General features: G+C 74.2%; 10 protein-coding genes. 5 read left to right on the top strand and 5 right to left on the bottom strand.

Going from position 1 to position 14,628, the window contains the following annotated elements; genetic code table 11:
* Window positions 1–52: 52 nt before the first annotated feature.
* The 4 genes from FHX78_RS20820 to FHX78_RS20835 form a co-directional block, all read right to left on the bottom strand.
* A complete protein-coding gene (locus FHX78_RS20820) occupies window positions 53–958 on the bottom strand; it encodes a carbohydrate ABC transporter permease (RefSeq protein WP_145868939.1) in 906 nt (301 codons plus the stop codon).
* On the bottom strand, window positions 955–2,301 hold the full coding sequence (locus FHX78_RS20825) for a carbohydrate ABC transporter permease (RefSeq protein WP_167531809.1): 1,347 nt from the start codon (window positions 2,299–2,301) through the stop codon (window positions 955–957). The genes FHX78_RS20820 and FHX78_RS20825 overlap by 4 nt, the downstream gene beginning before the upstream one ends.
* A 7-nt stretch (window positions 2,302–2,308) precedes the next feature.
* Window positions 2,309–3,688: an ABC transporter substrate-binding protein gene (locus tag FHX78_RS20830; RefSeq protein WP_145868940.1), complete on the bottom strand. Its 1,380-nt coding sequence runs from the start codon at window positions 3,686–3,688 to the stop codon at window positions 2,309–2,311.
* 184 nt (window positions 3,689–3,872) lie between these two features.
* On the bottom strand, window positions 3,873–7,643 hold the full coding sequence (locus FHX78_RS20835; protein ID WP_145872086.1) for an FHA domain-containing protein: 3,771 nt from the start codon (window positions 7,641–7,643) through the stop codon (window positions 3,873–3,875).
* 463 nt (window positions 7,644–8,106) lie between these two features.
* On the opposite strand from FHX78_RS20835, the gene FHX78_RS20840 reads away from it, so the two are divergent.
* The 4 genes from FHX78_RS20840 (at window position 8,107) to FHX78_RS37535 (ending at window position 13,367) form a co-directional block, all read left to right on the top strand.
* Window positions 8,107–9,783, top strand: a complete 1,677-nt coding sequence (locus FHX78_RS20840; protein ID WP_145868941.1) for a serine/threonine-protein kinase — start codon at window positions 8,107–8,109, stop codon at window positions 9,781–9,783.
* A gap of 109 nt (window positions 9,784–9,892) precedes the next feature.
* Complete coding sequence (locus FHX78_RS20845) at window positions 9,893–11,137, top strand: serine/threonine-protein kinase (protein WP_145868942.1); 1,245 nt, start codon at window positions 9,893–9,895, stop codon at window positions 11,135–11,137.
* 138 nt (window positions 11,138–11,275) lie between these two features.
* Entirely contained in the window at window positions 11,276–12,382 is a 1,107-nt protein-coding gene (gene prfB / locus FHX78_RS20850; protein ID WP_145868943.1) for a peptide chain release factor 2, read from the top strand.
* 310 nt (window positions 12,383–12,692) lie between these two features.
* Window positions 12,693–13,367 carry a hypothetical protein gene (locus tag FHX78_RS37535; RefSeq protein ID WP_145868944.1) on the top strand — a complete coding sequence of 225 codons (675 nt, stop codon included), beginning with the start codon at window positions 12,693–12,695 and terminating at the stop codon, window positions 13,365–13,367.
* Between the two features lie 98 nt (window positions 13,368–13,465).
* Here FHX78_RS37535 and FHX78_RS20860 read toward each other — a convergent pair whose 3' ends face one another.
* A complete protein-coding gene (locus FHX78_RS20860; RefSeq protein ID WP_145868945.1) occupies window positions 13,466–13,657 on the bottom strand; it encodes a hypothetical protein in 192 nt (63 codons plus the stop codon).
* Between the two features lie 265 nt (window positions 13,658–13,922).
* Here FHX78_RS20860 and ftsE point away from each other — a divergent pair, with 265 nt between their 5' ends.
* On the top strand, window positions 13,923–14,612 hold the full coding sequence (gene ftsE, locus FHX78_RS20865) for a cell division ATP-binding protein FtsE (protein ID WP_030224873.1): 690 nt from the start codon (window positions 13,923–13,925) through the stop codon (window positions 14,610–14,612).
* Window positions 14,613–14,628: the final 16 nt, after the last annotated feature.

The raw sequence follows: 14,628 nt of genomic DNA on the forward strand, positions 1-14,628 counted from the left end.
ACGAAGGGGCGGACCTGGACCGGCCCGCCCCTCAACGCGACCCGCCCACGGGCTACTTCACGGCACCCGCCATCACCCCGGACACGAACTGCCGCTGGAACGCGAAGAACACCACCAGCGGGATCACCATCGAGATGAACGCGCCGGGCGCCAGGACGTCGACGTTGTTGCCGAACTGCCGTACCTGGGTCTGCAGGGCGACCGTGACCGGCTGGCTCCCGGAGTCGGTGAAGATCAGCGCGACCAGCATGTCGTTCCACACCCACAGGAACTGGAAGATGCCGAGCGCGGCGATCGCCGGCCCGGCCAGCGGCATCACCACCCGGACGAACAGGCGCAGTTCGCCCGCGCCGTCCAGCCGGGCCGCCTCCAGCAGCTCCCTCGGGATCTCCGCGAAGAAGTTCCGCAGCAGGAACACCGCGAACGGCAGCCCGAAACCGACGTGGAAGAGGACCACACCGGCCACCGACCCGAACAGGCCCAGCGTGCCGAAGAGTTCGGCGATCGGGATCAGCGCCACCTGCACCGGCACCACCAGCAGCCCCACCACGGCCAGGAACCACCAGTCCCGGCCCGGGAACTCCATCCAGGCGAAGGCGTAACCGGCCAGTGAGCCGATCACCACCACCAGCACGGTCGCCGGCACGGTGATGTACACCGTGTTCAGCAGCGAGCCGGTGATGTCCTCGTTCTCGAGCAGCGTCTCGTACGCGCCGAAGGTGAGCTGCGAGGGCTCGGTGAACACCTTCCACCAGCCGTCGGCGGCCATGTCCCGCGGGGTGCGCAGGCTGGCCAGCAGCAGGCCGACCGTCGGGACCAGCCAGAACAGGCCCACGACGACCAGGAAGACGCGCACCGCGCCGCGGCTCACCCAGCCGCTGAGCCGGGCGCCGAGCGACCGCTCCGCCGTGACCGCGACGACGGGCGGTGCGCCCGCCGCGCCGGTGTCCGCGCTCATCGCCGCACCTCCCGCCGCAGCCTGCGGATGTTGAACCACATCACCGGGATCACCAGCAGCAGCAGGAACACCGCGATCGCGCTGGCGACGCCGGGCTGGTCCTCGGAGAAGCCCTTGCGGTACAGCTCCAGCGCGAGGACGTTGGCGTCGTCCTGGGTGGAGCCCGGGGCGATGATGAAGACCAGGTCGAACACCTTCAGCACGTTGATCATCAGGGTCACGGTGACGACCGCGAGGACGGGCGCCAGCAGGGGCACCGTGACCCTGCGGAACACCTGCCACTCGTTCGCGCCGTCGACGCGGGCGGCCTCCAGCAGCTCCCGGGGCATGCCCGCGAGCCCGGCCGCGATCAGCACCATCGCGAAGCCCGCCCACATCCAGATGTACGAGCCGATGATCGCGGGGGTGACGAGCGACGGGCCGAGCCAGTCGAGGCCGTTGTACGGCGCCTTGAAGTTGTCCGCCGGCAGGCGCAGTTTCGCGCCGTCGGCCTGGGACGACAGGGAGAAGGTGCCGTCGGCGCCCGCCGTGGCCGTCTCCACCACCCTGCCGTCCCTGACGGCCTCGATCTTCATCCCGGCATAGCCCAGTTCGGCGGCGTCGACGCCGTTCAGCGTGCCGACGCCCTTGCCGCGGGTGAAGTCCTGCCAGGCGGTGCCGGTGATCCGGCCGTCCCGCGGCTTCGGCGCCGCGGCCCGCCGCGCGTCGTCCGGCATCAGGTCCGGGGCGACACCGACCAGCGGCAGCGCGACCGTGTCACCGGCGCTCACCGTCCCCTTGGTGACGAACGCGCCCCCGCCGGCCGGCTCCAGCGGCGACTCGCGGCCCGGGTGCGCCTTGGGGAACGCCGAGGACTGGGCGAAGGTGTCGTGCACCCCCACCCACACCGCGTTCGCCACGCCCTTGTCCGGGTCCTGGTCGTAGACGAGGCGGAAGATGATGCCGGCCGCCAGCATCGAGATCGCCATCGGCATGAAGACGACCAGCTTGAACGCCGTGCCCCAGCGCACCCGTTCGGTCAGCACCGCGAAGACCAGCCCGAGTGCGGTGGCGACCGTCGGCGCGAACACCACCCAGACGACGTTGTTCCTCAGGGCGGTGCGGATGCCGTCGTCGGTGAACAGGGTCCGGTAGTTGTCGAGTCCGGCGAAGCCGTCACCGGACTGGTCGTAGAAGCTGCGGACGACCGAGTACCCGATCGGGTAGACCACGAGCGCACCGAGCAGCACCAGCGCGGGCAGCAGGAACAGCGCCGCCACGGTGGTGCGGGTGCCGGTGACGCTCCCGCGCGACCTGGGAGGGGCGGGGGCCCTGCCGGGCCCCGCCGCCGTGTCCGACGCCATCGCCGGATCAGTTCCCGTACGCCGCGGCCGCGTCGGCCTCCAGCTGCGCCTGCGCCCCCGCGACGTCCCGGGGGTTCTTCAGGAAGTCCTGCAGCGCCTTCCACTCGCCCTTGCCGGGGGTGCCGCCGAAGGCCTGCGGGGCCTGGTCGGACATGTCGAAGCGGAAGTCGTCACCGGCGTCGATCAGCGCCTTGGCCATCTTCCGCTGTATCTCGTTGGGGTACGCCGAGTCCGGCACGTTCCTGTTCGGCGAGAGGTAGCCGCCCAGCCCGGCGTGGATGCGCGCCGCGTCCGGGGAGGCCAGGAAGGTCGCCAGTGCCTGCGCCGCCTCGGAGTCCTCCAGGATCACCGCCGCGTCGCCGCCGGACACCACGGGCGGCGCGTCACCGACCGCCGGGAACGGGAACACCTTGGCGTCCGTCCCCACCTCCGCCTCGGTCTCACCGATGTTGACCTGCACGAAGTCGCCCTCGTAGACCATGCCGGCCTTGGGCTGGTCGCCGCCGGTGAAGGTCTGGGTCACGGACGCCGGGAAATCGGTCTGCAGCGCGCCGGACGCGCCGCCCGCGACGTAGTCCTTCCTGCCCCAGATCTCGGCGAGCGTGGTCAGCGCCTCCTTGACCGACGGGTCCGTCCACTTGATCTCGTGCCGGGCCAGCCGGTCGTACTTCTCCGGCCCCGCCTGGGACAGGTAGACGTTCTCGAACCAGTCGGTCAGCGTCCAGCCGTCGGCGCCGCCGACCGAGAACGGGGTGACCCCGGAGTCGTACACCGTCCGCGCGGCGGTGAGCAGTTCGTCCCACGTCTTCGGCTCGGCCGCGCCGGCGTTCTCGAAGACCTGGGCGTTGTACCAGATCAGCGACTTGTTGGCGGCCTTGTAGTAGACGCCGTACTGCTTGCCGTCGACCGTGCCGATGTCCTGCCAGCCCCGCGAGTAGTTCTCGGCGAGCTCCGCCCGCGCCTTGGCGCCGAGCGGCTTGGCCCAGTTCCGCTCCACGGCCTGCTTGATGGCGCCCGGCTGCGGCAGCAGCGCCACGTCCGGCGGGGCGCCGCCCGCGATCTTCGAGCCGAGGAAGTTGATGATCGGGTCCTGGGCGGGGACGAAGGTCACCTTGGCGCCGGTGCGCTTCTCGAACTCCGCGAGGACCTTCTTGAAGTTGGCCTGTTCCGCGCCGGTCCACACGGCGGCGACCTCCAGGCTCGCGCCGTCCAGCTCGGGCAGGGTGACGGTGTTCCCGGCCCCGCCGCCGCCCTTGTCCTTGTCGCCGCCGTTGTCGTCGTCGCCACCGCCGCACGCGGTCAGCGAGACCGCGAGCACTCCGGCGGCGAGGGCCGCGGCGGCCCTGGCGCCCCCGCGTATCCGGATGATCTGGCTCGTCCTGCGCATCACTGCCCCGTTCTTCGTACGTCGTCGTACTTCGTCGAACGTCCAGCGCTGTCCCCTGCGCTCTGGTCTACGCCCGGGGGGTGGGGGTGGCAAGACCGCGTCCCGCGTCAACTCCGCGATCGTGACCACGTCGTGACCGGGCGTCACCGCGGAGGGAGCGGGGGCGGGTGGCAGGCGTGCCGGGTCAGAGCAGCGACGGGACCTCCGCCGCCGACACCTGGCGGGCCGCCCGCTCCAACGCGCTGGCGAGCAGGGCCAGATCGGTGGGCCCGTTGCCGAGTTCGCGGACCTGGCGGCGGGCCGGGGGGTCGCCCATGCGGTGCCACTCCAGAGGGACGACCGTCGGCCGCAGGGTCGCCGTCCGGGGGATGCGGCCGGTGACCCGGCCGCCCTGGAACGCCGTCTCCCGCCCGTCCGGGTGGGCCAGCCGCCCCCGCCCGGGCGCCGGGTCCTCCGGGCCGCCCCCGGTCACCGGCGCGTCCAGCGTGACCCGCAGCGACGCCTGCCGGGCCGGCTCGGTCCGCGCCGTCCGGGCGCAGGGGCCGGTGGCCGACACCAGGTGCACGCCCAGCCGCTCGCCGTCGCGCGCCACCGCCTCCAGGGCCCGCAGCACCGAACCGGCCGCGGGCCGCCCCGGGGAGCCGAGCGCCGGGGAGACCAGCGCGTCCAGGTCGTCCACGACCACCACCAGCCGGGGCAGCGGCGGCGCGGCCTGCGTCTTGCGCCGGTCCGCTCCCGGCCGCAGCCGCAGCGTCGAACTGGGCGGGGTGTCGAGGTCGCCGTTCTGCTCACCGGCCCCCGCCGTGCGGGAGGCGGCCGTGCGCTGGGCGACCATGCGGTCCGACAGGGTGCGGCCGGTGTGCCACTCCGCGAAGTCCGACCGGCCCAGCAGCTCCGCCCGCCGCTTCAGCTCGGCGCTCAGGGACTGCGCGAATTCCCGCATCCGCACCGGGTCGTTGGCGGAGAGGTGCGTGGTGACGTGCGGTACGTCCGTGCAGACCCGCAGGCCCTCACCGTGCGGGGCGCCCGCCGCCGGGGTGCCCCGGCCGTCGACCAGCACGATGCCCAGCCGGTCGGGACGCTCGGCGGCGGCCAGCGAGGCGACGAGGGCCCGCAGCAGTTCCGTACGGCCGCTGCCGGGCGGCCCCTCGACCAGCAGGTGCGGTCCGTCGGCGGCGAGGTCGGCGGTGACGGGGCCGCGCGGTCCGGCGCCCAGTATGGCGGTGACGCGTCCGCCGAGCGCCTCCGTGTCGTCCGCCGCGTCCGCCCAACGGGCCATCAGCGAGGCGGGGGTGGCCCGGGCCAGGCCCAGCTCGTCCAGCAGCCGCGCCGACTGCGGCAACGGCGCCGACACACGCGCGTGCCGCTCGGCGCCGGTGCCGTCCGTGCGCAGCGGGGCCAGCGCCCGCGCGAACCGCTCGGCCCAGGCGGGGGAGACCGCGTCGACGGTGGCGAGGGTGCCGTGCCCGACGGGGCCGGGCACCGTCCCCGCGCCGGTCGCGGCCACTCGCAGCAGCCGCAGCGCGGTCGCCACGTCCCCGCTGAGCAGGGCGACCGCCCCGCACGACCGGAACGCCGGCGCCACCGCGCAGGCCGCCTCGTACGTCTCCGTCACCGGGGACGCCGGGGAGGCGGCGGCGGTCTCGGCGAGGCACAGCAGGTGGATCCCGGCCCGCGGCCCCTCCAGCGCCAGCCGTGCCACGGCCTCGCGCACATCGGGGGCGCCCGGATCGCCGTCCACGACGACCACGGTGTACGGCCCCCCGTCCCGGGCCACCGGTATGAGGGGGGCGGCCGGGCCGGCCGCGGCCGCGTGGTCGTGGTCCGCCAGCCGGCGCAGCAGTTCCTCCGCGCGGGCCGTGGCCTGCTCGGGGTCGTGGGCGAGCAGCAGGCGGCAGTCCTGGCCGTGGCCGGGGCGCACGTGCGGCAGCCAGCCCAGCCAGGACCACTCGGCGGTGCGCTCCGCCAGGGGCCGGGAGGGGTCCGCGGCGATCAGCACGATCTCCAGGGAGTCGGGGGAGTGCAGCGCGGCGAGCTGGGCCAGCACCGCGCGGGCCAGTCCGGCGAGCCGCTCGCGCGGGCCGGCCAGCCCCAGCGCGCCGACCTCGCGCAGCCCCGTGGTGACGGGTACGGCGGGCAGCAGACCGGAGCCGTCCGGCGCGGGCCGGTCCGCCGTGCCGAGCCGCACCGCCAGTGCCTCCGGGTGGCCAGGGCCGCGCTCCCACAGCCGGGGTCCGGGGCCCAGCGCGGTCAGCAGCAGCGTGGCGGGGTCGGGCCAGGTCTCGGGCGCGGCGGGGGCGGCCGGGGCGGTTTCGGGCACGGCACCGGGGTCCGCCGCGCCGTGCGCGGCCGCCGCGGCCTCCGGTTCCTGCCGTCCGCCGGCCAGCCGCCGCGCCCAGGCGGTGAGCCCGCCGCGCTTGCGTCCGGCGGGCGGCCGGGGGAGGTCGGTACCGCGGACGGGGGTGCCCTTGCGGGTGCCGGGGCGGGGGGCGGTGGAGCGGTCCTCGCCGTGGGGGACGGAGTGGTCCCCGCCGTAGGGGGCGGCGGAGTGTTCCCCGCCGTACGGGGCGGCGGGCATGTGACCGGTGGCGGGGCCCGTGGTGGGTCCGGTGAGACGGTCGGGGGCGGGGGAGGGTGCGGTGCGCGGGTCGGGTGAGGGGACGGGCGCGGTGCGATGGTCCGGGGCGGGTGACGGTGAGGCGGAGGGCGCGGTGCGGTGGTCCGGCGGGGCGGCGGGGGTCCGATCGGTCGGCGGGACGGCCGGACCGCCGGCGTCACGGCCCGGAGCGCGGCCGGCGCCCGGGCGGCCCGCAGTGGCCCCGGAGGCCGGATCGCCCCCGTCGAAGGCGGGACCGGCGGGATGATGTCCGGTGGCGCCGCCCGGCTCCGCAGGGTGCGGGCCCACTCCGGAGCGTCCGGCGTGCGTCTCCCGGTCGGCGGACGACGGCGGCTGCGGGACGCGGCGCCCGTCGGGGAAGCGGGGTACGTCACCCCGGGCGACCGTGTGCACCACGCGCCCTCCGGCGCCGGTCCCGCGGTGCTCGATCCCGGGCGCGCCGCCCTGCCCCGGCACCTGCGGCCCCCGCGCCGAGCCGTCGCCCCGACCGTCCCCGGTCGCACGGGAGCCGAGGGAGTCGCGGGCGTCCTGCGCGCCCCCCGGGTCCCGTTCCGCGCCCCGCGCGGGGGCGGCCCAGGAACCGCCGGAGCCGTACGAGTGATGGGTGGGCGCCATCGGTGCCGCCCCGGGCCCGTGGACGGGCGCGCCGGTGTCCGGGCCGCGCCGCGGGCCCAGCACCCGGACGTGCCCCTCCCCGTCCGGCGTGGTGGCCGCCCGCGCCCGGGGGCCCGCGGCCGGGGTCAGGCGCAGGGCCGACTCACCGATGCGCAGGAGCGCTCCCGGGGCCAGCCGGACCGGGCGCGGACCCACCCGCCGCCCGTCCAGCGTGGTGCCGTTGGTGGAGCCGAGGTCGGCGACCGAGACGCGGCCGTCGGAGCCGACCGTCACCGCGCAGTGCAGCCGGGAGACGTCGGGGTCGTCGAGCGGCACATCGGCGTCGGCGGACCGGCCTATGCGGATCTCCCCGCCGTGCAGCAGGTGCACACCGCCCGCGTCGGGACCGGCGACGACATGCAGCCGGGTCGGGGTGTCGTCCAGCTCGGGATGCGGCTCGGGCTCGCCCGGGGCGCCCACGGCCAGCACCGCGCCGTCGATCAGCGGCGGCTCGCCGAGCGTGCACCGCTGGGCGTCCAGCCGCTGGTCACCGGCGTACAGCACCGGAGTGCCCGAGGAGCCGGAGGTGCCGTCCCCGCCGGCGACCGCGGAGGCCAGGGCGGAGGCGACGGCGGCCAGGGCCGTGCCCGCGGGCGCCGTGACCAGTACGTCGCAGCTCGCGGCCCGCTCCCGCGCGGGGGAGGAGGGGCCGAGCGGGTCTACGACGGTCAGCCGGATCTGCATCGCCGTCAGCGGTCCCTTCTGCGCGAGCGCCCGCGACAACGGGGGAACGAAGCCGCCCCGCGGTCCCCCGCCGCGGACTACCCCCACCACCACACGCGCACGTACGGCCAGTAACTGGGAGGCATCCTCGCACCTGCCACCGACAACGCGCCCGCCCTCCGGCATCGAATGATCTTGATTGGTCGGCTCTGCCCTCAAAAATGCCTGACAGGTGACGGGCAGGTGATCGTTTCAAGCCCATTCGAGATCGGCCACTTCCGGTGTGCGGCAACCGACGGACCGGGTTCAGCGTCTTTCCTTCGAACCTCCGAACAGGGACGGGAACCGGTGAACGAGGCCCCCGCGCGGACGAGGTCGAAGTCGACCGGCCGGTATCCCGCGCGGCGGCACTACAGTGGGGCGGAACATTCCGTAGCACGGTGGACCACGGTGTGCGCCAAGCAATCAGCAGGGAGTGCGTGACGTGCGGCCAGTCGGCAGCAAGTACCTGCTCGAGGAGCCGCTCGGACGCGGCGCCACGGGCACCGTCTGGCGAGCCCGCCAGCGCGAGACCGCGGGTGCCGAGGCGGCCGTGCCCGGACAGCCCGGCGAGACCGTCGCGATCAAGGTCCTCAAGGAGGAGCTCGCCAACGACGCCGACGTCGTGATGCGGTTCCTGCGCGAGCGGTCCGTGCTGCTGCGGCTCACCCACCCCAACATCGTCCGGGTCCGCGACCTGGTGGTCGAGGGCGATCTGCTGGCCTTGGTCATGGACCTCATCGACGGTCCCGACCTGCACCGCCACCTGCGCGAGAACGGCCCGTTCACCCCCGTGGCCGCCGCGTTGCTGACCGCGCAGATCGCCGACGCGCTCGGCGCCAGCCACGCCGACGGCGTGGTCCACCGCGACCTGAAGCCCGCCAACGTCCTGCTCAGGCAGCAGGGCGGCGAGATGCACCCGATGCTGACCGACTTCGGCATCGCCCGCCTCGCCGACTCCCCGGGCCTGACCCGCACCCACGAGTTCGTCGGCACGCCCGCCTACATCGCCCCCGAGTCCGCCGAGGGCCGCCCGCAGACCTCCGCCGTGGACATCTACGGCGCCGGCATCCTGCTGTACGAGCTGGTCACCGGCCGTCCGCCGTTCTCCGGCGGCTCCGCGCTGGAGGTGCTGCACCAGCACCTGAGCGCCGAACCGCGCCGCCCCTCCACGGTCCCCGACCCGCTGTGGACGGTCATCGAGCGCTGCCTGCGCAAGAACCCCGACGAGCGGCCCAGCGCCGAGAACCTCGCCCGCGGCCTGCGCGTCGTCGCCGACGGCATCGGCGTGCACGCGAACTCGGGGCAGATCGCCGCCGCCGAGAACGTCGGTGTGCTCCTCGCCCCCGACCCGGCCCCCGCGCCGGTGCCGGGCGTGCCCGGCGGCGACGCCGACCCGACGCAGGTGCTGCCGCACGGCGCGGGCGCCTACGACCCCAACGGCGCCACCAGCGTCCTGCCCCAGACCGGCGGACCGGCCGGCGCCGCCGACCCCACCGCCGTGCTGCCGCCGGTGCCGCCCGGGCAGCCGGGGCAGTCCGGCGGGCCCGGCCCCGAGGACCCGCACCCCTGGCAGAACCAGCTGCGCGCGGCCCGCGACCGCAACGAGCAGACCCAGGTCCAGTACCTCGACCCGAACCAGGACCCGCTGCGCCGCCGCCCCCAGCGGCAGGTCGCCCGGCCCCAGCAGCAGCCGCCGCAGGGACGCCCCCAGCCGCAGCCCGGCCCCGGCTACGGCCACCCGCAGCAGCACCAGCAGCAGCACCAGCCGCAGCAGTACGCCCCGCCCCAGCCGCCACCGCAGCCCCAGCGGCCCCGGCAGCCGCAGCCCCAGCGGTACGCGCCGGCGCCGGAGCCGCAGGCCCCGGCCCGTGCGCCGCGGCAGCGCGGCGCCAACCCGATGCGGATCCCCGGCCTCGGCTGCCTCAAGGGCTGCCTGTTCACGATCGTCATCCTGTTCGTCGCGGGATGGCTGATCTGGGAGCTGAGCCCGCTCCAGGACTGGATCGGCACCGGCAAGGGCTACTGGGAGCAGCTCTCCGACTGGTTCGGCACGGTGACCGGCTGGATCGACGAGCTGGGCGGCCCCTCGGAGCCCTCGGGAACCTCCGGGACGAACTGAGCCTGTTTGCTGATTTGTCGACATTCGGGGGCCGATTTCCGGATCCGCGGTGAAGGCCGGCTCCCCGGACGCGTAGCTTGGGCGACAACACGCGTCGGTAGGAGCAGTCTTGGCACGGAGAATCGGCAGCCGGTACACCGCCCACCAGATCCTCGGGCGGGGCAGCGCCGGGACGGTGTGGCTGGGCGAGGGCCCCGACGGGCCCGTCGCCATCAAGCTGCTGCGTGAGGATCTCTCCTCGGACCAGGAGCTCGTCGGCCGCTTCGTGCAGGAGCGGACGGCGCTGCTCGGTCTGGAGCACCCGCACGTCGTCTCGGTGCGCGACCTGGTGGTCGACGGCAACGACCTCGCGCTGGTCATGGACCTCGTCCGGGGCACGGACCTGCGCACCCGCCTCGACCGGGACCGCAGGCTCGCCCCGGAGGCCGCGGTGGCGATCGCCGCCGACGTCGCCGACGGGCTGGCGGCGGCCCACGCGGCGGGCGTCGTGCACCGGGACGTGAAGCCGGAGAACGTGCTGCTGGACATGCAGGGCCCGCTCGGTCCCGGAGGCTCGCACCGCGCCCTGCTCACCGACTTCGGCGTGGCGAAACTCATCGACACCCCGCGCCGCACCCGCGCCACGAAGATCATCGGGACGCCGGACTACCTGGCCCCGGAGATCGTGGAGGGCCTGCCGCCGCGCGCGTCGGTGGACATCTACGCGCTGGCCACGGTCCTCTACGAGCTGCTCGCGGGCTTCACGCCGTTCGGCGGCGGCCACCCGGGCGCCGTCCTGCGCCGCCACGTCACCGAGACGGTCGTCCCGCTCCCGGGCATCCCGGACGAGCTGTGGCAGCTGCTGGTGCAGTGCCTGGCGAAGGCCCCCGCGTCGCGGCTGCGCGCCTCGGAGCTGGGCGCGCGGCTGCGGGAGCTGCTGCCGATGCTGGAGGGGATGCCGCCGCTCGACGTGGACGAGCCGGAGACGGAACCGGCGGAGGAGGCGGCGGACGACACCCCGCAGTCCGCCCCGCCCCCGGCCGCCGGGAAGCCGGTGCGCCGCCGTGGCGCGGTCCCGCTGGTGCCGGGCGCCAGGCCGGCCGACTCCAACCGCGACACCCATACGTCGATGCGGGTGCCCGCCCCCGACGAGCTGGCCGGCGGCGCCCGCGGCACCGCCCGCGCACCCCGCGCGGCGGGCTCCCCGCGCCCCGGCTCGGCCCGCAACCGCGCGGTCACCCGCCGGCGCCGGCTGGCCCTCGCCGTGGCGGCGGTGGTCCTGGCGGCGGCGGGCGTGGGCACCTGGCTGGCCGCCGCGGACGACGACACCGCGCCCCCGCAGGACTCCGGGAACTCGGCCCCGGCCACCCCCTGACACCCGGGCCCACCCCCCCCGGCCCCTCCCGGGCGCCCGCCCCGCCCGCCCCGCGGCGGGCCGCCGTCCCGTGCCGCGCCGTGTGGCACCGGCCCGTGCCCGGCGTGGGCCGGTCGGCGGAGCCGTTACGCTGGAGGCGTGGCAGTCGTCGATGTATCCGAAGAGCTCAAGTCCCTCTCCTCGACCATGGAGTCGATCGAGGCCGTTCTGGACCTCGACAAGCTGAGGGCAGACATCGCCGTGCTCGAGGAGCAGGCGGCCGCGCCGTCCCTGTGGGACAACCCGGACGAGGCGCAGAAGATCACCAGCAAGCTGTCCCACCTCCAGGCCGAGGTGCGCAAGACCGAGGCGCTGCGCGGACGGATCGACGATCTCGCCGTGCTCTTCGAGATGGCCGAGGAGGAGGACGACCCGGACACCCGCGCGGAGGCCGAGTCGGAGCTCGTCCTCGTCAAGAAGGCGCTGGACGAGATGGAGGTCCGCACGCTGCTCAGCGGCGAGTACGACTCCCGCGAGGCGCTGGTCAACATCCGCGCCGAGGCCGGCGGCGTCGACGCGGCCGACTTCGCCGAGAAGCTGCAGCGGATGTACCTGCGCTGGGCGGAGCAGAAGGGCTACAAGACCGAGCTGATCGAGACGTCGTACGCGGAGGAGGCCGGCATCAAGTCGACCACCTTCTCCGTCCAGGCGCCCTACGCCTACGGCACCCTCTCCGTGGAGCAGGGCACGCACCGCCTCGTGCGCATCTCGCCCTTCGACAACCAGGGCCGCCGCCAGACCTCCTTCGCGGGCGTCGAGATCCTCCCCGTGGTCGAGCAGACCGACCACATCGAGATCGACGAGTCCGAGCTGCGGGTGGACGTGTACCGGTCGTCCGGTCCCGGCGGTCAGGGCGTGAACACCACCGACTCCGCGGTGCGGCTCACCCACCTCCCCACCGGCATCGTGGTCTCCTGCCAGAACGAGCGCTCCCAGATCCAGAACAAGGCCACCGCGATGAACGTCCTCCAGGCCAAGCTCCTGGAGCGGCGCCGCCAGGAGGAGCAGGCCAAGATGGACGCCCTCAAGGGCGACGGCGGCAACTCCTGGGGCAACCAGATGCGTTCGTACGTGCTGCACCCGTACCAGATGGTCAAGGACCTGCGCACGGAGCACGAGGTCGGCAACCCGGAGTCCGTGTTCAACGGCGAGATCGACGGTTTCCTGGAGGCCGGAATTCGCTGGCGCAAGCAGCAGGAGAAGTAACTCCGCGCCCCGTCACCGCTTTGTCGACAAGGCAACTGCCGCCCTTGGGGCGGCGGTTGCCTTTTCCTGTCGGGGATGTCTGGGTTTTACATCACACTCACACCTCCACCGGCCCGCAAAGCGTGCGTTGTTGGACATCGCGTACGCAACGGCCTTGACGTCCTTTTGAAAAATGGGAAGGGTGAAGCGTGGCATGCGTATCTCTGGGGCGCATGTGAACCGGGGGGCGTTTTTCCATCGCAGCAACCCCCGTTGATCACGGCCCCGGGCGCCGCCTCATTGACGATGAGCTACTGGGGGTAGCAACCACATGACCAAGAAGACGCGGATCCGTGTCGCTCGGATCGCGGCGGGCGCCGTGATCGCGGCCGGTGCCTCGCTGACGGCGGCCGGCGCGGCCTCCGCACTCGACATCGGCGTGAGCGCCGAGGCGAACGAGAACGGGCTCGGCCTCGGCCTCGAGGCCGACCTCGACGACCCCGAGGAGCCCACGGACCCGCCGACCGAGATCCCCGACGACCCGACGGACCCGACCGACCCGACGGACCCCGGGATCCCCACGGACCCGGAGATCCCGACGGACCCGACGGACCCCGAGGTTCCCACCGACCCGACGGACCCGACCGAGCCGGAGGAGCCCACCGAGCCCACCGAGCCGGAAGAGCCCATCGAGGAGCCCTCCGAGAACCCGGGCAACGGGAACGGCAACGGCAACGGGAACGGCAACGGCGGAGGCAACGGTGGCGGCAACGCCGCCGACCCCGACGGTGGCGCCTCGACCCAGGAGCAGGGCTCCTCGGCCCTCACCGACACCGGCGAGGAAGCCCCCGCCACGTCGGCCCAGGGCAGCGGTGAGGAGCTCGCCGAGACCGGTGCCGCCGAGACCACCTTCCTGGTGATCGGCGCCGCCACGATGATCGCCGGCGGTATCGGCTTCCGGGTGCTGCCGCGCCTGATGACCGGCCGCGGCGGCGCCGCCGCCTGACGGTGGCCGCGCGCGTACGCACCGTACGCATGACGTAGGCCGAAGGGCCCGGAGCGCCACCGCGCTCCGGGCCCTTCGTCGTGTCCCTGGGGCCGCCGTCAGGCGGTCTGGTGGGCGAGCAGCGCCACCGCCGCGACCAGTACGGCCAGCAGGGCGATCAGCGCCATCGGGTTCAGCCCCGCGAAGAAGTTCCCCTGCTGCAGCCGCTCGCGGTTCGCACGGCACACCGGGCACCGGCCCTCGCTCACGGGCGCGGCGCAGTTCGCGCACACCAGCCGGTCGTACGTCATGCGCTCGCCCTCCTCGCACCGGTTCCATGGACACAACGCCCACGGCCCCGTGAACGTTCCCCTCCACTGTGCCAGGTTCCGCGGCGATCGGCGCGGGCCCCTGCGCCCCGCACCGCGCCCCCCGGGCCGTACCGGCCACATCAGGGGCCCCGCACATCCGTCACATAGGGCGCAAGTGTCGCGCAACCCCGGACGGTGACTGCGGTCGTCCTTCCGCTTCGCGTATGGTCACGCTCATCTACCCCCGGCTACCCGTGGTGCATCCGTGATCCGATTCGACAACGTGTCCAAGGCCTACCCCAAGCAGAACCGTCCTGCACTCAGGGATGTCTCCCTGGAAGTGGAGAAGGGCGAGTTCGTGTTCCTCGTGGGGTCCTCCGGCTCCGGAAAGTCCACCTTCCTGCGGCTGATCCTCCGCGAGGAGCGGGCCAGCCACGGACAGGTGCACGTCCTGGGCAAGGACCTCGCCCGCGTCTCCAACTGGAAGGTGCCGCAGATCCGGCGCCAGCTGGGGACGGTGTTCCAGGACTTCCGCCTGCTGCCGAACAAGACGGTCGCCGAGAACGTCGCCTTCGCGCAGGAGGTCATCGGCAAGTCGCGCGGCGAGATCCGCAAGTCCGTGCCGCAGGTGCTCGACCTCGTCGGGCTCGGCGGCAAGGAGGACCGCATGCCGGGCGAGCTCTCCGGCGGTGAGCAGCAGCGCGTGGCCATCGCGCGGGCCTTCGTCAACCGGCCCAAGCTGCTCATCTGCGACGAGCCCACCGGCAACCTCGACCCGCAGACCTCCGTCGGCATCATGAAGCTGCTCGACCGCATCAACCGGACGGGCACCACCGTGGTGATGGCGACGCACGACCAGAACATCGTGGACCAGATGCGCAAGCGCGTCATCGAGCTGGAGAAGGGCCGTCTCGTCCGCGACCAGGCACGCGGCGTCTACGGCTACCAGCACTGACGCTCCACGGAAAGGC

This window comes from Streptomyces capillispiralis (assembly GCF_007829875.1).
Lineage (GTDB): Bacteria > Actinomycetota > Actinomycetes > Streptomycetales > Streptomycetaceae > Streptomyces > Streptomyces capillispiralis.